The sequence below is a fragment of the Bacteroides sp. Marseille-P3684 genome (genome assembly GCF_900291465.1).
GTDB lineage: Bacteria > Bacteroidota > Bacteroidia > Bacteroidales > Bacteroidaceae > Phocaeicola_A.
Genome location: NZ_LT985808.1, coordinates 695,527 through 718,439 on the forward strand (window position 1 = coordinate 695,527; position 22,913 = coordinate 718,439).

The window sequence follows — 22,913 nt, forward strand, 5'->3', positions numbered from 1 at the left end:
CTATTTCCTTTTATTGCGTTCACGTTCAGCATTGCGTCCCCGCACGCTCTTCTTCTCGTCGGGCTTCTGCTTGGTGATTTCCAGCGGTTTCTGTCGGTCGACGGGGACGGCGTTGAGGTTCCAGTCCTGCTCCACGTCCCACTGTGCCTTCAGCTCCAGCGGCTGCGGGTAGTAGAAGACCTCCTCCGCCTGGCGGTGTTCCTCGTAGAGTCCGGTATCCCAGACACCGTTGCCGTTGCGGTCGTAGAAGAGGCGGACGTAGTACTTCCCGGGGTTGACGAAGTAGAACTCCGCGCGCCCGTCGGCGATGTGTGCCTGGCGGACGGGCTTGTCCTGGGCGTCGAGCAGCTGCACGATGGCGGTGGTGTCGGCGCCGGGCAGGTTCAGGAAGAGGGAGGCGTACTCCTCCAGCGGACGGACCTTGATGTTCTGTTCGATTTTGTCGGACGAGAGCCCGTACAGTCCGGTGAATGCCAGCGAGTCTACCTTCAGCTTGAACTCCGCTCCGGGGTGCCACTCGGCGAGCAGCTCATACTCGCGCAGCTTGCCTTTCTTCTGACGGAAGACGAAGGGCACCTCCACGTCTACCGAATCGACCACCTCGTGCAGGTGGAAGGCGGACGTGTCGATGGCGGCGAGGGGCTCGTCGAATGCGAAACTGATGTTCTGGTACAGCTCCAGGGGCGAGGGCGCGCCGGCGGTGACCTTGAGGTACTCGACGGGTGGGACGGTATCGATGGGGATGCTGTCGTTCTTCTTGCGTCGCTTGAGCTTCTTCTCCAGCTCCTTCTTCCACTCGGCGAGCTTGTCAGCCTTCTCCTTGGCTATCTTCTCCCGGGTGGTCTTCGGTGCCAGCTCCAGGGTGTCGGTCTGGGTGACGAGCCGGTTGAGGGTGTCCGACGCGAGGTAGGTGACGCGCATGCGGAGGGTGTCGATGTTGTAGACGAGGGAGTCCTTGAGCCAGTAGTCGATGGTGTCGTTCTTCGCACTCTTCTCGATGATGAAGGCGTCGTGTGCGTCGAAGTTCATGCCTTCGAGGGTCGGCAGGGTGTCTGCCGGCGCAGCGAAGAAGAGGGAGAACTTCCAGGGGACGAGGCGTTCGTTCTTGGTCATGTACTGGGTAACCGCCTGTTCGGTGAAGGCGCGGAGCACGATGTTGTCGGGCATGAAGTGGGTGTACTGCACCTCCTTGATGGTGTCGATGGCGATGCTGTCGGCGCTGAGCCAGAGGGTGTCCTTGCGTGTGCGGAAGTCAAAGGACGGGCAGATGGAGTCGTCCGAGAACGCAATCATCTCGCTTTTCTGAGAGAAGGTGAAGTTCTGGTCCACGTCCTGGAGGGCGTAGGCATGGTAGGTTCCCGGCGCGATGCCCCGGATGGTGAAGCGGCCGCGGCTGTCCGTGCGGGCGACGCGGTCGAAGGGGCGGGTTACGAAGGCAGAGTCCGCCAGGTCGGCATGCAGCCCGACGAGGATGCCCTTGATGGGTTCGAGGTTCGAGGCGTCAAGGACAGTCCCCGAGACCTCCAGCGTGTCGATGCGCTCCCCGGTGGAGAAGGTGAATGCGAAGTTGCCCAGCGGGTTGCCCTCGTTGTTGTCGACGATGGCGTCGGAGAAGTCAATGGTGTAGGTGGTGTTCGGGTGGAGGGAGTCCAGCAGGGCTACCTCGACCTTCTTTCCGCTGGTCTTGATTTCCGGAGCCTCAATCTGGGGCGGGGAGACGACGACTTTCTCGTTGGCGTTCTCCAGCTTGATGAACTCGTCGAAGGTCAGGGTGATCTTCTTCTGCTTGTTGTTCGTCGCCATCAGTTCGGGCGAGCACTTCAGCAGCACGGGCGGGTCTTCGTCATAGGGTCCCCCGTCGGGGGTACCGGGGCTGGCACAGGCGTACGCCAGGAGGGCAAGCAGGATGCCCAGGGGCCCCGCGAGCGTCTTCAACAGGTGGGTATGTTTCTTGCGGTTCATTGTCATTTATCGGTTCAGGCGCAGCAGTTCGTCGATGTACTCACGCGTATTGCTCAGCCGGGGCACCTTGTGCTGTCCGCCGAGCTTTCCCTTCTCCTTGAGCCAGTCGTGGAAGAGGTTCTTCCGCGCTACGACCACTTCGAGGGGCTGGAGCGTGATGTCCTTGTATCGCTTTGCCTCATAGTCTGAGTTGATTTGTTGCAGCGCACGGTCGAGGATGCGTGCGAAGCGTTCGGTCGAGTCGGGCAGGACGGCAAACTCGATGAGCCACTGGTGGCGGCACTTGGCGTCGGAGTCCATGAACACGGGGGCGGCGGTGTAGTCGGCAATCTGTGCGCCCGTCCCGGCGCATGCCACCTCCAGCCCCTTCTCGGCATTGTCGACGATGAGCTCCTCGCCGAAGGCGTTGATGAAGTGCTTCGTCCGTCCGGTAATCACGAAGCGGTAGGGGTCCTTGCGGGTGAAGCGGACGGTGTCGCCGATGAGGTACCGCCACAGGCCGCAGCTGGTACTGATGAGCATGGCGTAGTTCTTGCCCGTCTCCACCCCTTCGAGGGGGACGACGGTGGGGTCCGCCTTGCCGAACTCGTCCATCGGGATGAATTCGTAGAAGACGTCGTAGTCCACCATGAGCGTCATCGAGGCATCCGTCGGGTCGGTCTGCACGCCGAAGAAGCCCTCGCTGGCGTTGTACGTCTCCACATAGTGCATGCGGTCGCTGCGGATGAGCTGGCGGTACTGCTCGCGGTAGGGCGCGAACGCCACTCCGCCGTGGAAGAACACTTCGAGGTTCGGCCACACCTGTTCGAGGGAGTCCTTGCCCGTCAGCTCCAGCACGCGACGGAGCACGGAGAGCATCCACGAGGGGACGCCGGAGAGGTTGGTGACGTTTTTCCCAATGGTGCTGCGGGCGATGCGGTCGCGCTTCACCTCGAAGTCGCTGAGCAGGGCGATTTCCTTCTTCGGGACGCGGATGAGGTTCACCAGCGGGTTCACGTTCTGGATGAGGATGGCGGAGAGGTCGCCCACCAGGCTGTCCTTGAGGTTGTAGTTCGGGGCGTGGCTGCCGCCGAGTATCAGCCCCTTGCCTGAGAAAAAGCGGCTGTCGGGGTTGTTGCGCAGGTAGGACGCCACGCAGTCGGTTCCGCCGGCGTAGTGTATCCTTTTCAGACCGTCGGGACTGACGGGGATGAACTTGCTCTTGTCGTTGGTCGTGCCCGACGACTTGGCGTACCAGCGCACCTGCCCCTTCCAGAGGACGTCGCTCTCGCCGTGTCGCATGCGCTCGATATAGGGTTTCACATCATCGTAGGTCTGCACGGGCACCAGCCGGCGGTAGTCCTCGTAGGAGCGTATGCCTGCATACTGGTGTGCCTTGCCCCACTCGGTACCTGCCGCTTCGGACAGGAGGCGGCGCAGCACGGCATCCTGCAACGCGACGGCGCGGGTGGCGTAGGCGTCGAGTGCCTTCTGGCGGGGGGCAAACAGTTTTCCAATGAGTCTGGTCGTATTCATTCGTCTTGAAATATTGCTTACTTGGGTTCCGTGAACTCAACTTACAGTCCCGTGCCGCGCGGCGGGTCCCTGCGGGCTGTCCGGCGGACGGATGCTGCCCGGTCTGTCAGTGCCCGGGCAGGCGGCTGTTCATACTCTTTCTCGTTCTTTTTGACGGACAAAAGTAGTATAAAGATTTGAAAAGCTCTATCTTTACCGTGAAGTTTTAACGAATAGACACACGCTAGTTATGAGAATCGGAATTCTGACATCCGGGGGCGATTGTCCGGGCATCAACGCCACGCTCCGCGGCGTAAGCAAAATAGCTATCAATCATTATGGTATGGAGGTCGTAGGCATCCACAGCGGCTTCCAGGGGCTGCTCGACAACGATGTGGAGCCGTTCGGGACGGACAACCTGTCGGGACTGCTCGGCATGGGCGGCACCGTGCTGGGGACGTCGCGTGTCAAGCTTTTTCCCCGCCGGGGGAGCGACAGCCAGACGGAGAACGCCCGCCGCATGATGCAGACCATCGAGCAGCAGGGCATCGAGTGCCTGGTGTGCATCGGGGGAAACGGCACGCAGAACACGGCGGCGCGCATCGCTGCCATGGGTGTGAACGTGGTGACCATCCCGCAGACCATCGACAACGACATCTGGGGGACGGACTCGTCGCTGGGCTTTGACTCGGCGGTCGAGGTAGCGACCGAAGCGATCGACCGCCTTCACTCCACCGCCAGCTCGCACAAGCGGGTGATGGTCATCGAGGTCATGGGCCACGAGGCGGGTTGGCTGGCACTGCACAGCGGCATGGCTGGCGGGGGCGACATCATCCTCCTTCCGGAGCTTCCCTACAAGATGCGCAATCTGGGCAATGTCATCATCGACCGCCTCAAGCGGGGGAAGCCCTACAGCATTGTGGTCGTGGCGGAAGGCATCCACACCGACGCCGACAGCCGCAAGCGGGCAGGTGAATACATCGCGCAGGAGATAGAGTATGAGACGGGCTTCGAGACGCGCGAGACGGTGCTGGGCTATCTGCAGCGCGGTGGCACCCCGACGTCGTTCGACCGCAACCTTGCCACCCTCATGGGCGGTCATGCCGTGGAGCTGATTGCCGACCGCCGCTTCGGCCGCATGGTGACGTTGCAGGGCGACACCATCTCTTCGATTCCGCTGACCGACGTGGCGGGCAAGGTGAAGCTGGTCACCCCCGATGCCGACCTCATCGTCCAAGGCAAACGGATGGGAGTCTGCTTCGGGTGATGGTTAATTGACAATTGACAATGGACAATTGACAATTGCCCTGCGGCGTGGAAACGGTTTCACAAGGCGGTGAATGTAGGGGCGACCGGTCTGGTCGCCCGGTCCAACAGGTCCGTTTGTCAAAGTGATACCGTTTTCCCAGTTTTAACATCATAATTTCCCGATTTGCCGTTTTCAGGTAACGCACAAATCCGCAAATTTGTCCCAATTAGAAAATTGCGCGTTAAATATTTTAAGATACGTCCGTCAGAATGCATTAAAATAAACTGTTATTCACACAATTACACTCTTTATAACATAGAAGAACCATCCGCCGAACCCATTTTCACCATCCGAAGCACCTGTGATTGGCTTCGTACGGACGCGTCCGCACCACCGTACCGACGTGTCCGCACCGTCGTAGTCGTTCGTCCGTACGAAAACAGCCATCTGTCCCCATTTTTTAGAGCCCAAAGGGGCATGATTTTCGATGTGTGAAATTGCGTCCGTCCGTGTGAAAAGACCGACGGAAGGGAACGGATGGGAGGGGAAAGGAGACAGAAGGAAAGGAAACCGACGGAAAGGCTGTCACGGTGCAAAACGCAAATCGCCCGAGAAGGCGCTCCCTGCTCACCAACTCGTATTTTGGTGCAAGGAAGCCCCTTCTCGGGCGATTCATTTGACGTTTTGACAAATTGATACGACCGCCAAATCCCATCAACAAAACATTTCAAGGAATGTAGGGGCGACCGGTCGGGTCGACCGGTCCAACATATTCAATTGTCAATTATCAATTGTCAATTGAATCGTTGTCGCATTTATTCCGGCGTGCAGTAGACGTACGTGCCGTCCTGTTCCTCCATGGTGCCGGTCGGGTTGGCGTTCGCCTTCATCCAGCCTTCGGTCTGTGTCAACCCACGAGGGGACAGTAGAACCGGCGAGAAGCAATGCAAGAAGAATCTTGTGCCTTATGCGTTGGCATTTGATGTTAAACAAAAGTTTATAATAGTGTCAGCTTCCGCAGACCCGCGCTGCCGTGGGCAAGGGGCTTCATCTCGCCAGCGGGAGACCGGGCGTATGCGGAACTTCAATTATTGTCATGCCCCGTGAGGAATGAAGGACGGGGGTCACAAAAAGTCGGTATATGTGGGTGGCGTCCGTGCTGCTGCCTACTGGAAGATGCTCTTCAGGTAGGTGGCGTTGGTGCCGTAGTTCTTTTTCACGTTGTGTACGTCCGCGGTGTCGCGCGAGCGTTCGATGACGAGCCATCCGCTCCAGCCCATGCGGTCGAGGGTCTGCTTGACCTTCCGCAGGTCGAGCCGCGTGTTCCGGTCGAGCGTCACGCCGTCGGTGTCAGTGCAGTGGATGAGTTCGCAGAGGTTGTCCTTGCCGAGGATTTCCAGCTCCGTGCATACGTCACGTCCCGCCTCAAGCGCGTTCTGGAACTTGAAGTAGATTTTGATGCCGGGCGAGTTGATGTCCTTGAGCAGCGCCAGGTCCCCGGTGGCGTCGAGCGAGGTCTCTATGCCGATGATGCGTCCCTCACGTGCCGCCAGGTCGCCGATGACCTTCAGCCGTTTCACCAGCTCGGGGCGCAGCTCGGGGTTCTTCGTCAGGTTGCAGACGCCCAGCGGAAGGAAGGCGGTGCGTACGTCCATTGCCTTCATGGTGTGGAGGCAGTCCGTCACGAGGTCCACATAGTTGTCCCGCTCCACGATGGACTGTCCGTAGAAGCCCGACATGGCGATGGAGGAGATTTCCACCCCGTTTTCCCGGGCGGTCTCCCTGAAAAGTTTCTGGAAGTGCGGATAGCGCAGCTTGTTGTCGAAGGTGTCCCGTTTGCCCAGTCCGCCCATGTCCACCTCGACACCGTCGCATCCCAGTTCGCGTGCCAGGGCGAACTCGCCAATCTTCTGACGTTTGAGAATCATCCAGTCGCAGACGGACACTTTGTAACGCTTCTTCGCTTCGGGCTGTGCTGCGGACAGTCCGGAGGGCATGACGAGCAGAGTCATTAAGGCAATGACTGCCAGTCCAATCAGTTTTCTCATAGTATGTGTGTTAAGCTTATATCGGGAGCAAAGTTAAATGATTTTTTGAATGTTACAACGCTTTGTCCGTCGAAATATGCGCGTCCCGATGTGCTTGTCGTCCGTTGCCAGCCGACGGCCCTGCCTGTCCCCTCCGGTGGGATGTCCTTCGCGTCGGTGTGCCGGACGCGCTGCCTTCTTGGACGGTGGATTCGTTCCGTATGTCCGCAAGATGTGTTACTTTTGCACATCCTCCCGTGCGGGAGCATTGATACGACAGCTTATGGTACTGAACTACATTTGGATAGCCTTTTTCCTGATCGCCTTCGTCATGGCGGTCGCCAAGCTCCTTTTCTGGGGAGACACCACGGTGTTTCCCGCGATGGTCAGCTCCACCTTTGACTCGGCGAAGACCGCCTTTGAGATTTCGTTGGGGCTGACGGGTGTGCTCTCCCTTTGGCTGGGCATCATGCGCATCGGCGAGCGGGGCGGTGTCGTCAGTCTGCTGGCACGCTGGCTGAGTCCGCTCTTCTGCCGGCTCTTCCCCGACATCCCCAAGGGGCATCCTGTCACGGGGACCATCTTCATGAACATTGCTGCGAACATGCTGGGACTGGACAATGCTGCCACCCCGATGGGTCTGAAGGCGATGGAGCAGCTTCAGGAGCTGAATCCGCGGAAGGACACGGCGACGAACCCTATGATCATGTTCCTCGTGCTCAACACGTCGGGGCTGACCGTCATCCCCATCAGCATCATGGTCTACCGGGCACAGATGGGGGCTGCACAGCCGACGGATATCTTCGTCCCCCTGCTCATTGCCACCTTCTTCTCCACGCTGGCGGGCATCCTCTGCGTCAGCTTCTGCCAGCGCATCAACCTGCTCAACCGGACGTTGCTCATCGCCCTGGGCGGTGCGTCGGTCGTTGTGTCGCTCCTCATCTGGGGCTTCGGCAGTCTGTCGCAGGTGCAGATTGACGCCGTGTCGACGTCGGCGGCAAACATCCTGCTGTTCCTTATCATTATAGGCTTTATCCTCTCAGGCGTACGTCGGCGCATCAACGTCTACGACACGTTCATCGAAGGGGCGAAGGAGGGCTTCAGTACGGCAGTCCGCATCATCCCCTACCTGGTCGCCATCCTGGTGGGCATCGGGGTGTTCCGTGCATCGGGAGCGATGGACATGCTGGTGGACGGCATCGCGTGGGTCGTGTCTGCATGCGGTGGTGACACCGACTTCGTGGGTGCGTTGCCCACGGCGTTGATGAAGCCGTTGAGCGGCAGCGGGGCACGCGGACTGATGGTCGATGCCATGGCAACCTACGGAGCCGACTCGTTCGTGGGCCGTCTGGCGTGCATCTTCCAGGGGTCGACGGACACGACGTTCTACATCCTGGCAGTCTACTTCGGCAGTGTGGGCATCCGTCATACGCGCCACGCCGTCGGCTGCGGACTGCTGGCTGACCTCGCCGGTGTGATTGCTGCCATCTGCATGGCGTACCTGTTCTTCTGATAGTCCATTGCCTAACGTATAAACTCAAACGATATGATCAGTTACAACACCGACGGCGTGAAGATGCCGTCCATCAAGCGGCGCGAGAACAGCGCCTGGGTGAAAGCCGTGGCTGCGACCTACGGCAAGCAGGTGGGCGAGATAGCCTACATCTTCTGCAACGACGAGAAGATACTGGAGGTGAACCGCGAGTACCTGCAACACGACTACTACACCGACATCATCACCTTCGACTACACCGAGGGGGACGTCATCAGCGGCGACCTCTTTATCAGCCTTGACACCGTGCGTTCCAATGCGGAGCAGGTCGGCACGACCTACGAGGACGAACTGAACCGGGTCATCATCCACGGCATCCTGCACCTCTGCGGCATCAACGACAAGGGCCCGGGCGAACGTGCCATCATGGAGGCTGCCGAGAACAAGGCGTTGGCGATGAGGTGACCTTCACACACAGTCACGGTCTTCTTCCCGAGGGCATTCCGTCAGGCGGACGAGGAGACAGCGGGTGTATCGCGATGAGCGATACACCCTTTTCATTTTTGAAAAGAGGGGGTGTGCTTGTTGGCATAATCCTCCGTCCTTTGCGTCTGACTGCTCAAGCGCATGCCTTCAGTCGCCCAGGCACGGGGCTTTGGCTGCACACCCACGAGGGGTTGACAGACCAAAGTATCATACTTAGCCTACCAAAGTATTATACTTAGACCACCTAAGTATTATACTTAGGCTGCCAAAGTATAATACTTTGGTCTGTCAAGTCCCTATGCGTATCAGATTAAGCACGGGTGTTCAGTGAGTCAAGCACTTGGGTTGAGCGAGGGGAGCCTTTGTCTCCCGTCCGTCGGACGACGGTGCTTGCCGGGAGAAAGTCCGGGCGATGGAAGGAATCGGGCATAAAAAAAAGAAGGTGCGCTCGTTGACACACCTTCTTCTTCAGTTATCTTTCGAGAGAGACTTATTCGCCCCGGTCCCGTCGTATCAGTTCCAGCAGCTTGTCCACTGCCTCCTCGGCAGGGATGTTCTTCTCGACGCACTCCTTGCGTCGGTAGAGGCTCACCCGTCCGCGTCCGGCACCGACGTAGCCGTAGTCGGCGTCCGCCATTTCGCCCGGACCGTTGACGATGCAGCCCATAACGCCAATCTTCAGTCCTTTCAGGTGGGCGGTGGCAGCCTTGATGCGTGCCAGCGTGTCCTGCAGGTCGAAGAGGGTGCGTCCGCAGCTCGGACAGGCGATGTATTCGGTCTTGCTCGTCCGCACGCGGGCGGCCTGGAGGATGCCGAAGGCGGTAGCGTCGACCACGGTCGAAGGCAGCGTCCCCTGGTTGTAGAGGAAGATGCCGTCGCACAGTCCGTCAAAGAGCAGGGCACCCAGGTCGGCTGCCGCCTTAATCTGAAGGTCCTCCGCGTCGCGCTCATCGTAGTGCTCGAACATCACCACCGGGTTCTCCAGTCCGGCGCACGTGAGCTGGTGGACCAGTCCGCGCAGCTCGCCCAGCCGGTTGGGGTGGTTGCTCTGTGCGATGACCACGACCTCGGGGTGGTGGCGCAGGAGCGCGAGCATCTCGTCGTCGCAAGCCATGTAGGTCAGGAAGAGGAACTTCATCGGCGCGGGGCACTGCATGAGCTTCAGGAAGAGCGGCTCGTCGCCTTCGCCCGACGGCATGAAGGCAGGGTAGGTGCCCACCTCGCCGCTCCAGCAGTCGGCATCGAGGATGTAGCCGCACGCCTCGCGCTTCTCCGGCAGGGCACGGGCGGCGTAGATGTAGTCGGGTTGGAACTGCGGGTTGACCTCGGTGCGCTCGACGATGCCCTCGGCAATGACCACGGGGACGTTCTCGCCCCCGATGTTGCCCACTGCCCGTGTGCGGCGGCGTACCGGCGAGAGGTAGTCGAACGAGGCAGGTGCCTGTCCGGGGATGTAGGGGTGTCCCTGACGGGCGAGCACATGGTCGACGAGTTTGCGTGCTACGGGTATTTCCGCCTCCGGCTCTTCGCTGAGGGACACGCGGATGGTGTCGCCCAGTCCGTCGGCAAGCAGGGCGCCGATGCCCAGTGCCGACTTGATGCGTCCGTCCTCTCCGTCACCCGCCTCGGTCACGCCGAGATGGAGGGGAAAGTCCATCCCTTCCCGTTCCATGACAGCAGCCATGAGCCGGACGGTCTTCACCATGACGACGGTATTGCTCGCCTTGATGGAGACCACCACGTCACGGAAGTTCTCCTCCACGCAGATGCGCAGGAACTCCATGCACGACTCCACCATCCCCTCGGGCGTGTCGCCGTAGCGCGACATGATGCGGTCGGAGAGCGAGCCGTGGTTCACACCGATGCGCAGGGCGGTATGGTTTGCCTTGCAGATGTCGAGCAGGGGGACGAAGCGGGCGCGTATCTTCTCCAGTTCGCGTGCATACTCCTCGTCGGTATATTCCAGGTGCTTGAAGGTGCGTGCGGCATCGACGTAGTTGCCCGGGTTGATGCGCACCTTCTCGGCATAGAGTGCAGCCACTTCCGCCACCTTGGGGTTGAAGTGGACGTCTGCCACGAGGGGCGTCAGGTAGCCTTGCGAGCGCAGGGCGGCGTTGATGTTGCGTAGGTTCTCAGCCTCTGCCACTCCCTGGGTGGTGAGCCGTACGTACTCTCCTCCGGCGTCGATGATTCGCTTTGCCTGTGCGACGGACGCTTCGGTGTCGCGCGTCGGCGTGTTGGTCATCGACTGGATGCGTATGGGGTTGGCAGCCCCCATCGGTGTGGCGCCGACCTGCACCTCGTGCGTCGCCCGGCGTTCGTAGTTGAATAGGTCTGTCATGACGGGGCTCAGTTGGTCTTGTAAGCGTACTTCACCGCCTTGAGGTCCTCGTTCGCCTTGACAATCTTCTGCTTCAGTCCCTCCTTGTAGGCGGCGAAGCGGGCGGCGAGCTCCTCATCGCTCAGGGCTAGCATCTGTACGGCAAGGATGGCGGCATTCATGGCGCCGTTGATGGCGACCGTAGCCACAGGGATTCCGGCAGGCATCTGGATGATGGAGTAGAGGGCGTCCACGCCGTCGAGCATGGAGCCTTTCACGGGTACGCCGATGACGGGCAGGGTGGTGTTGGCAGCAATCACGCCCGGAAGGGCAGCAGCCATACCGGCGGCGGCAATGATGACCTTCAGTCCGCGGTCGCGTGCGCCCTTGGCGAATGCCTCGACAGCCTCGGGGGTGCGATGTGCGGAGAGCGCATTGATTTCAAAGGGGATTTGCATTTCGTCAAGCAGCTGAGCTGCCTTCTCCATGACTGGGAGGTCGGACGTACTTCCCATGATAATGCTTACAACAGGTTTCATAGTCTTTGGTTTTATAGTGAATTGATGTTTTTGCATGCGGTTGGCGGAACGGACGGACCCGGTCAGGGACGGCACATCGCCCGTCCGCGTCAGATGAACAGGATGCCGGCAATCCCGCAGACCAGGCCCACGAGGAAGCCGACGATGACCTCGCTGAGGCTGTGCTGCCGCAGGATGATGCGCGACGTGCCCAGCAGGCCTGCCACGATGATGGCAAGACAGAACCATCCCACCCCGTCGTAGTAGAACAGCAGGCTGAACGACACCATCCCGCCGATGAACTGCCCGATGGCTGCCATGTGGACGCTGATTTTCCACCAGATGTTCACCAGCGCGCAGATGACTATGGCGAGCAGCGATGACACCAGGATGCCCGACATGAAGCGCGGGATGCCCATGCGGTACATCAGCAGCAGGCAGGTGACGTAGGAGGCGATGGTCATGGCATAGGGGACGATGCGCTTCTCACGATGTCCCAGGTGGCGCAGGCTCCACCCGTTCACCTTCTGGTAGAAATAGATGGCGAGCATCGGGAGTACCACCGTGAACAGATAGACCACGCCCACGATGATGACCTGGTAGCGCATGGGCAATAGCCCCAGGTAGGTAAACAGGAACAGCGCGATGAAGCCGACCGTGGGGACGTAGAACGGTCTGAATATGATGGACAGCAGATGGGCTGCCGTGCGTAAATACTTCTCTTCCATACAGCAAAGCGGTCTATTTTCGTAGTCGCGCCACCGGGATGCCCAGTTGCTCGCGGTACTTGGCTACCGTCCGCCGGGCGATGGCGAATCCTTTGTCTTTCAGTATGCGCGCCAGCTCGTCGTCGGTGAGCGGGTGCGACTTGTCTTCCTTCTCGACACACTCCTTCAGCACGCGGCGTATCTCACGGACGGATAGCTCCTCGCCTTCGTCAGTCGTATAGCCGTCGCTGAAGAAGAACTTCAGGGGATAGATGCCATAGTTCGTCTGCACGTACTTGCTGTTGCTCACGCGCGAGATGGTGGAGATGTCGAGTCCGGTGAGTGCGGCCACGTCCTTGAGTATCATCGGGCGGAGCAGCGACTCGTCGCCCTCGCGGAAGAAGGGCATCTGGAGGTCGATGATGGCGCGCATCGTGCTGAGCATCGTCTGCTGGCGCTGCTTGACGGCGTTGATAAAGCCTTGGGCAGCGTCCATCTTCTGCTTGAGGAACATCATCGTCTCTCGTGACTCCTTGCTCTGGTTGGCGCGGTTGCGGGTGTGCTCGTCCAGCATGTCGGCGAACTCTCGGCTGACGTGCAGCTCGGGCACGGAGTGGTCATTGAGCGCGAGGGTCACCGTCCCGTCGTCCAGGGTCTCGACCAGGAAGTCGGGCACAATCTGCTGGTTGGGGCGGCCTACGGTCTCGCCCAGCGAACTGCCCGGGCGCGGGTTGAGCCGCACGAGGTCGTTCTTGGCGTCCTCAAACTGCGCGTCGGTGAGTCCGAGGCGCTGCTTGATTTTGTCCCAATGCTTGTGGGTGAACTCGTCGTAGCACTTGCCGATGATGTCCTGCTCCAGCGTCTTCAGCGGGGAGTCGTCCTTGCGCCGTATCTGGATGAGCAGGCATTCCTGGAGGCTTCGTGCGCCCACGCCGGGCGGGTCGAAGTCCTGGATGACGTGCAGGGCATCCTCCAGTTCGGCAGGGGTGGTCTCCAGGCCGTAGTTGAACAGCAGCTCGTCACTGATGGAGTTGAAGTCCTTGCGCAACAGGCCGTCGTCGTCGAGCGAGCCGATGAGGTATTCTGCCAGTTGCCGCTGACGGTCGGTCAGTTCACGTTCGCCCAGCTGTTGCTTCAGGAGCTCGTAGAACGAGACCGCTTCGGAGAAGGGGATCTCCTCGGCCTGTGCAGCCGGTGTCTTCGGTTCGTGCAGCTTGTAGTCGGGGATGTCGTCTTCCGTCCGGTAGTCACCCAGTTCCATGTCTTCGGGGGTGATGGCAGCAGCCTCGTCGTCGGCGGGTCCGGCGGTGTAGTCGTCGCCGTCCTCCTGTGCGGTTGCGGGGGCCTCGCCTTCCTCCAGGGCAGGATTGTCGAGCAGTTCCGCCTTGACCCTCTCTTCCAGCTCGACGGTAGGCAGTTCGAGCAACTTCACTGCCAGCACCTGCTGGGGGGAGAGCGTCTGTATCTGTTGTTGTTTCTGTATCTGATAATTCCCTTGTCGCATGAATAGTGGTTTAGCGAGGCAAAGTTAGCGAATTTTTGTGTGCACGTATGTACTTTCAGGCAATAATCCCTCCGCCCAGCACGCGGTCGCCCCGGTAGAATGCGGCGGCCTGTCCGGGGGCAATGGCGGTGAGGGGTTCGTGGAGGCGGACGTGCAGGCGTCCGTCGGGGAGGAGGGTGACGGTGGCGCGGTTGAGCTGCTTGCGGTAGCGTATCCGGACGTCGACGTCGGAGCGGCCGAGCACGTCGTCGGGGCGGACCACGCGCCAGTCGGTGAGCACCATCTCCCGGCGTTCGAGCGAGGAGAGGGGTGAGAGCGTGACGCGGTTGGTCGTCGGGTCGATGTCCTTCACGAAGACGGGACGGTTGAGCCAGAGTCCCAGTCCGCGCCGCTGCCCGATGGTGTAGAACGGGTAGCCCTCGTGCCTGCCCAAGGGCGTGCCGTCCTCATCGTAGAACCAGCCCGGGCGGATGCGTCCGTCGGCAACCCGTGCACGGAGGTACGGACGGTAGTCTCCGGGGCAGAAACACACGCCCAGGCTGTCGCGCTTGACGGCTGCCTTGCGCAACCCGCGTTCTGCCGCGAGACGGCGTACCTCCGCCTTCGTCCGTCCGCCCATGGGGAGCACCATCCGGCGGATGACCTCCTGAGGCAGACCCCAGAGGAAGAAGGACTGGTCCTTGTCGGGGTCGGCTCCGCGGACGATGTAGTGCCGTCCGCCGTCGTTCACGGTGCGGACGTAGTGTCCCGTTGCCACGTGGGGGATGCCCTCGCGGTCGGCGACCCGGCAGAGGAGGGGCCACTTCAGCAGGTTGTTGCACAGGGTGCAGGGCACGGGTGTGCGTCCCGCCAGGTACTCGCGGACGAAGTAGTCCTCGACCGTCTGCCTGAACACCTCGCGGGCGTCGTAGGTCAGGTGACGGATGCCCAGCTGTGCCGCCACCTCGCGGGCATCGTCCAGGTAGGCGGTGTCGCCTTCGTCCTCGTGGAAGCGGAAGGTGATGCCCGTCACCTCGTAGCCCTGCTCCTGCAAAAGAAGGGCGGCAACCGAACTGTCAGTGCCGCCGCTCATTCCCAGCAATACGCCCTTGCCCATCCGTCAGCTGTTCATTGCCTTGAAGGCGAGGGCGTACATGCGCATCTGCTTGACCATTGCCAGCAGTCCGTTGCTGCGCGTGGGCGAGAGGTGCTCCTTCAACCCGATGCGGTCGATGAAGTACAGGTCGGCGTTGAGGATTTCGTCCGGTGTATGGTCGGACACCACACGGATGAGCAGGGCGACGATGCCCTTGACGATGAGCGCGTCGCTCTCCGCCTGGAAGTGCACCTTCCCGTCGATGAGGTCGGCTTGCAGCCACACACGGCTCTGGCAGCCCTCGATCAGGTTGGAATCCGTCTTGTAGGCTTCGTCCAGGGGAGCCTGTTCATTGCCCAGGTCGATGAGCAGTTGGTATCTGTCCATCCAGTCGTCGAAGTCACTGAACTCGGCGATGACTTCGTCTTGTAGTTCGTTTATTGTCATAGTCATAAGAAAGTGGTTTCAGTTGGAAAGGAACAGCAGGCAAGGAGCCACGGCCGTCCCGTGGCGGTCAGCGGACACCTGTATATATAAGGTAAGGGCGTCCGTTCGTCCCGGGTGTGCCGGCACGCCGCCGGAGCAACGTCCGGTTGTCCATGCTCCCTTGTCCCTTGCAAGGTTATTTCTCGTTGTACACCACGTGGAGGACGGTCTGTCCCACTGCCTGCAAGGTGGCGCGGTCGATGACGTCCATGTTGTCGTCGAGCGTATGCCAGAAGTTGCCGAAGCTCGACAGCTCGTCGGTCAGTGAGCAGTTGATGATGTCGATGCACGGGATGCGTGCGATCTCATTCACCGGACCGTGGTCGTCGTTCACGTAGCCGCCGTCCTCGTCGATGAAGTAGTTCCCGAAGCCCAGCTTGGCGGCAGCCTTCCACACCTTCTTCACCACGGACGGAGCATGCTGCATGGAGTAGCCCTCACGCAGGAAGGTCGCCCCCTTGCCGCCCACCATGTCGAGGAGGATGCCGAAGCGTGCATTGTAGCCCTGCACGTGGGGAGCCCGTGCCCAGTATTGCGAGCCCAGGCACCAGGTGTGGCTGTCGTCGCCCATGGATGAGGCGAACTGCGGGGTGCCGGAGTCCTCCATGTCGAAGAAGATGATGTCGACACCGATGGCGGGAGCCTGCTGTTGCAGCTGGCGCGCCACTTCGAGCAGCACGCCCACTCCGCTGGCGCCGTCGTTCGCGCCCAGGATGGGCTTGTGGTGGTTTGCCTCGTCGGGGTCGTTGTCTGCCCACGGACGGGTGTCCCAGTGTGCGCAGAGCAGTACGCGCCGCTTGGCATCGGGGTTGAACGCGCCGATGATGTTGCGTGCCTTGAGCGTCTTGCCGTCATAGCCCGTCAGGTCGGCACGCTGGTTGTAGACCTTCGCGCCGAAGGACTCCAGCCGTGCGGCCAGGTAGTCACCGCAGAGGTCGTGCGCCCGGCTGTTCGGTGTGCGCGGACCGAAGTCCACCTGTTGCTTGACGTAGAGGTAGGCACTGTCGGCATTGAAGGCAGGCACCTGCACCGCCTTCTCCGTCGTCTCTCCTTCGGCAGCCGATGTTTTCTTGCTGTTGGCACACGAGAGGCATCCCAATGCCACCGTGGCGCAGACGAGCATCATGTAGTTGCGTATCTTCATAACGATGTGTTTGATTAGCCGTTTGGATTTCCTGCAAAGATAAGGCGTTTCTCCGTGCCTGCCTGTCGAACCGTCCGTTTTTTATAAGGATGAAAGATTATTTTACGGAGCTTACGCTCCTTAATTGATAATTGACAATTGACAATTGACAATTGCCTTTCGGCGTGTGCCTCCACCCGTGAGGCGGCGAACGTGCATCGCCATCAAGAAGAAAGGAGGTCCTTGCCCGTTGCGGGGCAGGAGACCTCCTTTCAAAATGCATGTTGGAATTACCGAAGGCAACGCCTGCGGATTTTATTTCTTATCGTCCTTTACGATTTCGAGCAGTTCAACCTCGAAGACGAGCGTAGAGAACGGCTTGATTTTGCCTGTTTCACGTGAGCCGTAAGCCAGTTCCTGCGGAACGAAAATCTGCCACTTCGAGCCGACGGGCATCATCATCAGAGCCTCAGTCCAGCCCTTGATGACCTGGCTGACGCCGAAGGTAGCCGGTGTATTGCGTTTGTAGGAGCTGTCGAACTCGGTGCCGTCGATGAGCGTACCCTTGTAGTTCACCTTCACGCGGGCATCGGCAGCAGGCACTTCGCCCTTGCCTTCCACGAGCACCTTGTACTGCAGGCCGCTCGGAGTGGTCTTGACACCTTCCTTCGTCTTGTTCTCGGCGAGGAACTTCTCGTTGGCAGCCTTGTATTCGGCGTATGTCTTGGCGAGGTAGTCCGACTTGATGCGCTCCATGTTGTTCTGCAGGTAGTTCATCGCGCTGTCCATGTCCATCATCATGCCCTTGTTGTCCTCCATGGCGGCAGCGATGAAGGCAGCGAGGAAGTTGTCATCGTTCACCACGCGGACAGAGTCGTTGCCGCTCAACTCGTAGTTGAAACGGTCAATCATCCCCTTCACCTGCTGTCCGATCTGGATGCCGGCGTAGTAAGCCTTCTGCTTCTCATCCTCGGAAGCCTTCACACCCGTCTTCAGACCGCGGATGAAGTCCTTCATCTGAGTGGAGTCGATGCCCATCTGCTGCTCCAGGTAGGGGCGCAGACCGCGGGTGTTTGCCACACCGGCTGCATACGACAGGGTGTCGACGCCGGACTTGAACGTGGCTGTGGGAGCGTTGCCGGCGCATGAAGCGAAGAGGCCTGCGGCGGCAATCAATGCAATACCTAACTTTTTCATTTGTTTATCTGTTTGTTTTGATTTGTAGTTCTTTGTCTGTGCGCGCATCAGAGCACCTCGATGAGCTCGACCTCGAAGATGAGCACGCTGTGGGGCGGAATCATCGCGCCTGCCCCTGCTGCGCCGTAACCCAGTTCGGAGGGGATGTAGAGCTTCCACTTCGCCCCTTCGCTCATCAGCTGGAGGGCTTCCACCCATCCCTTGATGACCTGGTTCACGCCGAAGACGGCAGGTTCGCCGCGCTGGATGGAGCTGTCGAAGAGGGTGCCGTCTATGAGCGTTCCCTCGTAGTGGCAGCGCACCTGGTCGGTGGCTTTCGGACGTTTGCCGTTGCCCTCGCGGATGACCTCGTATTGCAGTCCGCTGGGGAGCACCTTCACGTTCGGGTTGTTCTTGTTGGCTTCGAGGAACGCCTTGCCCTTCTCGATGTTTTCGGCGTTCATCCGTTCTTCGAGCTTCTCGAAATATTCGTTGACTATCTGGCGGGCTTCGGTGTGCGAGATGGCAGGCTCGGCACCCGTGAGAACGTCCTTGACTGCCTGTGCGAAGTCCTCGACGTTCAGGTCCGCCGTTCCCATGCCTTTCAGGTTCTGGCCAATGCCCAACCCGATGGAGTAACTGAATTTATCCATGTCTGTTTCCTTACTTAGTTGTTTTGAGACTGTGATTCTTGTTGAAACGGTGCAAAGGTAGCTGAATATTTGCAGTTAACGAGTGGGTCACAATGATTTTTTCATAATTTTGCCTTTAATCACCAAACAAGGAGGAATCATTCATGAAAAAGCAAAAGATTGTGCTGCTGACGGGCGCGGGCATGAGTGCCGAAAGCGGCATCAAGACGTTCCGCGACTCCGACGGGTTGTGGGAGAACTACCCGGTGCAGCAGGTCGCCAGCATCGAAGGCTACGAGGCGGACCCCGGTCTGGTGCTGGACTTCTACAACGCGCGTCGCGCGGAGCTGCTGCGCACCGAGCCGAACCACGGTCACCGGATGGTGGCGGCGTTGGAGCAACACTTTGACGTCACGGTCGTGACACAGAACGTGGACAACCTGCATGAGCGTGCCGGCAGTTCGCACGTCATCCACCTGCACGGCGAGCTGATGAAGGCGACCTCCAGCCGCAACCCGAACGACCCGTCGTGCATCTGCGACATCGACCCCGCCAGGCCCGTCATCCGCCTGGGAGACAAGGCTGCCGACGGCTCGCAGCTGCGTCCGTTCATCGTGTGGTTCGGCGAGGCAGTGCCCCGTTTTGAGGATGCCATCGCGGAAGCCGAGACTGCCGACATCTTCGTCATCATCGGTACGTCGATGCAGGTCTATCCCGCCGCCGGACTCGTCCGTTACATCCGTCCCGGCGTGCCCGTCTACGTCATCGACCCGAAGGCGGTTGCGGTCCACAGCGCATCGCCCGTGCACACCATTACCAAGGGCGCATCCGACGGAATGGACGAACTTTTCAAAATGTTGTTAAAAGAATGACGACCATTCGGAAGTATTTACTTCCTTTGTCGTGTCCAAAATTAAAACGATTACAAACCATTTAGCTAACGAACTTATGAAGAAGTACATTTGCACTGTATGTGACTGGGTTTACGACCCCGAGGTAGGTGATCCCGAAAGCGGCATTGCTCCGGGCACTGCGTTTGAAGATATTCCCGAAGACTGGGTATGCCCCGTCTGCGGCGTTGGAAAGGAAGACTTCCAGGTTGTAGAGGATTAAAGTTAAGATTTCTACCCATCCAAGGGCGTGCGGGCTCGTGCGACATCTCCCGACCGGAGAGTTGCACGGGCCCGTTTTCATTTGGCAGGTTGCCTTGCCGTGTGACATGAAGGCCGAAAACACAAGGCGGTGAATGTAGGGGCGACCGGTCTGGTCGCCCGGTCCAACAAACGAACACGCCACATCCAACAAGACCCATTTGTCAAAACGACATCGTTTCCCCGTTTTTAACATCACAATCTCCCGATTTGTCGTTTTCAGCTAACGCACATTTTTGCAATTTCGTCCCAATTAGAAAAACGCGCGTTAAATATTTTAAGATACGTCCGCCAAAACGCATTAGAATAAACCTATATTCACACAATTATACCGTTTCTAACGCAAAAAAGGCATCCGCCGAACCTGTTTTCACGGTTAAAAGCACCTGTGACTGGCTTCGTACGGACGAACGACTACCGTCGTACCGACGTGTCCGCACCGTCGTGGTCGTTCGTCCGTACGAAAACACCCACCTGTCCCCATTTTTTAGAGACCGAAGGGACACGATTCCGGATGTGTGAAATTGCGTCCGTCCGTGTGAAAAGACCGACGGATGGAAACGCGAAAAGAGAAAAAGACCGCAGAAAGAAAAGAAACCGACGGAAACCCCGACAACATGAAAAACACAAACCGCCCGAAAAGGCGTTCCCTGCTCACCAATCCGTATTTTGGCGCAACGAAGCCCCTTATCGGACGGTTCATTTGACATTTTGACAAATTGATAAAAACGTCGGACCGAATCAACAAAACATTTCTCAAAATGTAGGGGCGACCGGTCTGGTCGCCCGGTCCAATAAACCGACATATCCCATCCAAACACCCGCCGCGCCCGGTCCAAACACCCCCAATTGTCAATTACTTCATTTTTTTCGTCCGATTCAGATTCTTTTCAGATTTACACCCGAATTTTGCAGTGTAAGAACGAAACAACAAGTGAAACCCGACAAAAACGTAGGACTATGAAAAAGATTCTGATGAGCCTCCTGTGCCTGATTGCCGTCTGTACGGCACGAGCGACGAACGACGACGACCGCCCCATCCGCATTGACCAGTTGCCGGAGAAGGCACAAAGCTTCATCCGCGAGCACTTCAAGGGGGTGAAGGTGGCACTGGCAAAGATGGAAAGCGACTTCTTCGACCGCAGCTACGACGTGATATTTACCAACGGGAACAAGGTCGAGTTCGACCGCCACGGACAATGGGAAGAAATCGAGTGTAAGTACACGGAGGTACCCTCGTCCGCCGTCCCCGAGTTCATCCGACGCTACGTGGCGGAGAACCATGCCGACCAGAAGATATGGAAGCTGGAGTATAAGGACAACCGACGCTTCTACGAGGTCAAGCTCTCCAACCGCTGGGAACTGACGTTCGACCTGAAAGGCAACCTCGTCGATCTCGACAGGGACTAGTGCAATTGACAATTGATAATGGACAATTGACAATTTCCCTTCGGCGTGTGGATATGCCCATCAGGCGGTGAATGTAGGGGCGACCGGTCTGGTCGCCCGGTCCAATCGGACGGTGTTTCCGCCCCAATCGAACGGTGTTTCCGGTTCAATCGGATGATATTCCGCCTCAATCCGGCGATGTCTCCGGTCCGCTCCAGGCGCTGTCATTCCTTGTCGATTGACAACCGTCTCATCCGTAACTAAAAACATAAATGTCTAACTCTAAATATTCTATCGTATGAAAAAAGTATTATTTGCCCTCGTTTGCATGTTTACCCTGGTATCTGCCCAAGTGAAAGCCGACAACGAACGTTCGATGCCGGTGACCCAGTTCCCGCAAAGTGCGCAACAGTTCATCAAGCAACATTTCGCTGACAAGAAGGTGGTAATCTCGAAGGTGGAGACCGACTTCCTTGAGAAAGTATACGTGGTTGTCTTCGCCAACGGCGACAACGTGGAGTTCTACCGCAACGGTGAGTGGAAGGAGATAGAGTGCAAGTACAGCCAGGTGCCCGCCGCTGCCGTGCCCTCGTTCATCACCAAATACGTGTCCGAGAATCACCCCGACACCAAAATCATCAGCGTCGAAAAGGACAAGGATGACAAGGAGTATGAGGTCAAGCTCTCCAACCGCTGGGAAATGAAGTTCGACTTCAAGGGCAACCTCGTCGACCTCGACAGGGACTAGGATAATTGACAATGGACAATGGACAATTGACAATTTACCTTCGGCGTGTGGATATGCCCCGCCGACGGAGACAAGAGGGACGACCGGAGCGGTCGCCCCTCTTGTGCTTTCGTGCGTCATGCACAGGCGAGTGCTCGTCTCTGATTCGCAGACGGTTGTCCATCCTCGGTTGAGATAATTCTTCCTGGTCCATTGCCAATTGTCAATTGAAAAGCTATCTTTGCCGTAGAATCCTCAGATAAGACTTGTTTATGATGCGAACGTTGACCATTCTTTGCTTGTCCGCCTGTTGTGTCCGGCTGGAAGCTGCCACGGGGAGTACGTATGACCTGCGGAACGGCCTCCTGGCTGCGGTCTGTGCGGCGGTCGTGCTCCTGCTGCTCGTCGGCTATCTGCTCCATGTGCTGCGCCGTAACCAACGGATGTGCTCCGAGGTCCGGAGAGAGCATGCGGAGCTGAAGATGCACTATGCGGAGAAGAGCCAGGCGTACGACGAGCTGGACGCCACGCACCGGAAGCTGGAGGAGGCGTGCAACGAACTGACGCTGAAGCTGGAGAAGGAACAGATGCTGCTCGATGAGGCGGGGCGTCGGTATGACACCCTCCGTGAGGGATACGCGGACCTGCAGGAGCGCTGTGCCCGTCTGCTGACACTCGAGAGGGAACATGCCGACCTGAAGGAGGCGCATGCGCACCAGTTGGAAGAAGGGCGGGAGAAGGACGGGGAGATAGCCCGTCTGGAGGCGGAGCTGGCGGAGTGCCGCCGCACCGTCGAACGGCTGAAACAGCAGGAGGAGAACATGCGCACGGAGCTGCTGCACGCCCACCAGTTGCTGCACCGCCACGAGGAGGAGCAGCAGCGACGCGACAACCCGGAGGGAGCAGCGGCGGCGGAGCCGTCCGCTGAACGACTGGCGGGAGGGGCGCGCCGACCGACGGGGACGGATGTGCTGCCGTGGAACAGCAACGACGAGTTCCTGGCACAAATCGTCCGCTTCATGCGCGAGAACATGGACAATGCCGGGCTGAGCATCGAGCTGTTTGCCAAGCGGATGAACATCAGCCGCTCCATGCTCTACCGCAAGATAAAGTCCGTCACCGGACTGACGCCCGTGGAGTTCATGCACCGTGTGCGCATTGCCTACGCCATCGAGTTGTTGCGCGGCGACTACAACTTCTCCCAGATAGCTTACATGACGGGCTTTAACGACCCGAAGTACTTCACCAAGTGTTTCAAGCGCTACACGGGCATGACGCCCAGTGACTGGAAGGAGAAACGGACGCCCAAGGGCGACAAGACGAACAAGGAAATCCTGTCACACAACAACAGCTACCAGTTTGCCAACTACTTCCGCGAGGACCTCTCCTCCTGAC

Annotated in this window: 21 protein-coding genes; 8 read left to right on the plus strand and 13 right to left on the minus strand. The window is 58.9% G+C overall.

Going from position 1 to position 22,913, the window contains the following annotated elements:
* A complete protein-coding gene (locus C8275_RS02725) occupies positions 1-1,962 on the minus strand; it encodes an Ig-like domain-containing protein (RefSeq protein ID WP_106625701.1) in 1,962 nt (653 codons plus the stop codon).
* Between the two features lie 6 nt (positions 1,963-1,968).
* Positions 1,969-3,477 carry a GH3 auxin-responsive promoter family protein gene (locus C8275_RS02730; RefSeq protein ID WP_106484003.1) on the minus strand — a complete coding sequence of 503 codons (1,509 nt, stop codon included), beginning with the start codon at positions 3,475-3,477 and terminating at the stop codon, positions 1,969-1,971.
* A 229-nt stretch (positions 3,478-3,706) separates the two neighbouring features.
* Between C8275_RS02730 and C8275_RS02735 the strand changes: the two genes are divergently transcribed.
* Positions 3,707-4,723, plus strand: coding sequence for an ATP-dependent 6-phosphofructokinase (locus C8275_RS02735; protein WP_106484004.1), 1,017 nt, complete (start codon positions 3,707-3,709; stop codon positions 4,721-4,723).
* Between the two features lie 273 nt (positions 4,724-4,996).
* Here the strand turns inward: C8275_RS02735 and C8275_RS14580 are convergent, their stop codons facing one another.
* Both C8275_RS14580 and C8275_RS02740 read right to left on the minus strand, forming a co-directional pair.
* On the minus strand, positions 4,997-5,152 hold the full coding sequence (locus C8275_RS14580; RefSeq protein ID WP_157948143.1) for a hypothetical protein: 156 nt from the start codon (positions 5,150-5,152) through the stop codon (positions 4,997-4,999).
* Between the two features lie 719 nt (positions 5,153-5,871).
* Entirely contained in the window at positions 5,872-6,717 is an 846-nt protein-coding gene (locus C8275_RS02740; protein ID WP_234395791.1) for a sugar phosphate isomerase/epimerase family protein, read from the minus strand.
* A gap of 298 nt (positions 6,718-7,015) precedes the next feature.
* Here C8275_RS02740 and C8275_RS02745 point away from each other — a divergent pair, with 298 nt between their 5' ends.
* Complete coding sequence (locus tag C8275_RS02745) at positions 7,016-8,245, plus strand: nucleoside recognition domain-containing protein (RefSeq protein ID WP_106484006.1); 1,230 nt, start codon at positions 7,016-7,018, stop codon at positions 8,243-8,245.
* Positions 8,246-8,278: 33 nt separating this feature from the next.
* Complete coding sequence (gene ybeY, locus C8275_RS02750) at positions 8,279-8,689, plus strand: rRNA maturation RNase YbeY (protein ID WP_022385327.1); 411 nt, start codon at positions 8,279-8,281, stop codon at positions 8,687-8,689.
* A 511-nt stretch (positions 8,690-9,200) separates the two neighbouring features.
* Here ybeY and C8275_RS02755 read toward each other — a convergent pair.
* From C8275_RS02755 to C8275_RS02795, 9 genes are all read right to left on the minus strand, one after another.
* The gene (locus C8275_RS02755) at positions 9,201-11,051 is read right to left on the minus strand and encodes a 4-hydroxy-3-methylbut-2-en-1-yl diphosphate synthase (RefSeq protein ID WP_106484007.1); all 1,851 of its coding nucleotides are present in this window, start codon (positions 11,049-11,051) and stop codon (positions 9,201-9,203) included.
* A gap of 8 nt (positions 11,052-11,059) precedes the next feature.
* A complete protein-coding gene (purE, locus tag C8275_RS02760; protein ID WP_106484008.1) occupies positions 11,060-11,569 on the minus strand; it encodes a 5-(carboxyamino)imidazole ribonucleotide mutase in 510 nt (169 codons plus the stop codon).
* Between the two features lie 89 nt (positions 11,570-11,658).
* Positions 11,659-12,276 carry a hypothetical protein gene (locus tag C8275_RS02765; protein WP_022385330.1) on the minus strand — a complete coding sequence of 206 codons (618 nt, stop codon included), beginning with the start codon at positions 12,274-12,276 and terminating at the stop codon, positions 11,659-11,661.
* A 13-nt stretch (positions 12,277-12,289) separates the two neighbouring features.
* Complete coding sequence (rpoN, locus tag C8275_RS02770; protein ID WP_106484009.1) at positions 12,290-13,759, minus strand: RNA polymerase factor sigma-54; 1,470 nt, start codon at positions 13,757-13,759, stop codon at positions 12,290-12,292.
* Between the two features lie 55 nt (positions 13,760-13,814).
* Complete coding sequence (mnmA, locus tag C8275_RS02775) at positions 13,815-14,855, minus strand: tRNA 2-thiouridine(34) synthase MnmA (protein WP_106484010.1); 1,041 nt, start codon at positions 14,853-14,855, stop codon at positions 13,815-13,817.
* Between the two features lie 3 nt (positions 14,856-14,858).
* On the minus strand, positions 14,859-15,281 hold the full coding sequence (locus C8275_RS02780) for a SufE family protein (protein WP_106484011.1): 423 nt from the start codon (positions 15,279-15,281) through the stop codon (positions 14,859-14,861).
* Positions 15,282-15,456: 175 nt separating this feature from the next.
* On the minus strand, positions 15,457-16,464 hold the full coding sequence (locus C8275_RS02785; protein WP_022385334.1) for a M28 family peptidase: 1,008 nt from the start codon (positions 16,462-16,464) through the stop codon (positions 15,457-15,459).
* A gap of 294 nt (positions 16,465-16,758) precedes the next feature.
* Entirely contained in the window at positions 16,759-17,640 is an 882-nt protein-coding gene (locus C8275_RS02790) for an FKBP-type peptidyl-prolyl cis-trans isomerase (protein WP_106484012.1), read from the minus strand.
* A gap of 47 nt (positions 17,641-17,687) precedes the next feature.
* Complete coding sequence (locus tag C8275_RS02795; RefSeq protein WP_022385336.1) at positions 17,688-18,272, minus strand: FKBP-type peptidyl-prolyl cis-trans isomerase; 585 nt, start codon at positions 18,270-18,272, stop codon at positions 17,688-17,690.
* 143 nt (positions 18,273-18,415) lie between these two features.
* On the opposite strand from C8275_RS02795, the gene C8275_RS02800 reads away from it, so the two are divergent.
* From C8275_RS02800 to C8275_RS02820, 5 genes are all read left to right on the plus strand, one after another.
* Positions 18,416-19,123, plus strand: coding sequence for a Sir2 family NAD-dependent protein deacetylase (locus C8275_RS02800; protein ID WP_022385337.1), 708 nt, complete (start codon positions 18,416-18,418; stop codon positions 19,121-19,123).
* A 76-nt stretch (positions 19,124-19,199) separates the two neighbouring features.
* Positions 19,200-19,364 carry a rubredoxin gene (gene rd / locus C8275_RS02805; protein ID WP_022385338.1) on the plus strand — a complete coding sequence of 55 codons (165 nt, stop codon included), beginning with the start codon at positions 19,200-19,202 and terminating at the stop codon, positions 19,362-19,364.
* 998 nt (positions 19,365-20,362) lie between these two features.
* On the plus strand, positions 20,363-20,812 hold the full coding sequence (locus C8275_RS02810; protein WP_106484013.1) for a PepSY-like domain-containing protein: 450 nt from the start codon (positions 20,363-20,365) through the stop codon (positions 20,810-20,812).
* Between the two features lie 277 nt (positions 20,813-21,089).
* Entirely contained in the window at positions 21,090-21,539 is a 450-nt protein-coding gene (locus tag C8275_RS02815) for a PepSY-like domain-containing protein (protein WP_106484014.1), read from the plus strand.
* 251 nt (positions 21,540-21,790) lie between these two features.
* The gene (locus C8275_RS02820; protein WP_157948144.1) at positions 21,791-22,912 is read left to right on the plus strand and encodes an AraC family transcriptional regulator; all 1,122 of its coding nucleotides are present in this window, start codon (positions 21,791-21,793) and stop codon (positions 22,910-22,912) included.
* The last annotated feature ends 1 nt before the right edge of the window (position 22,913 follow it).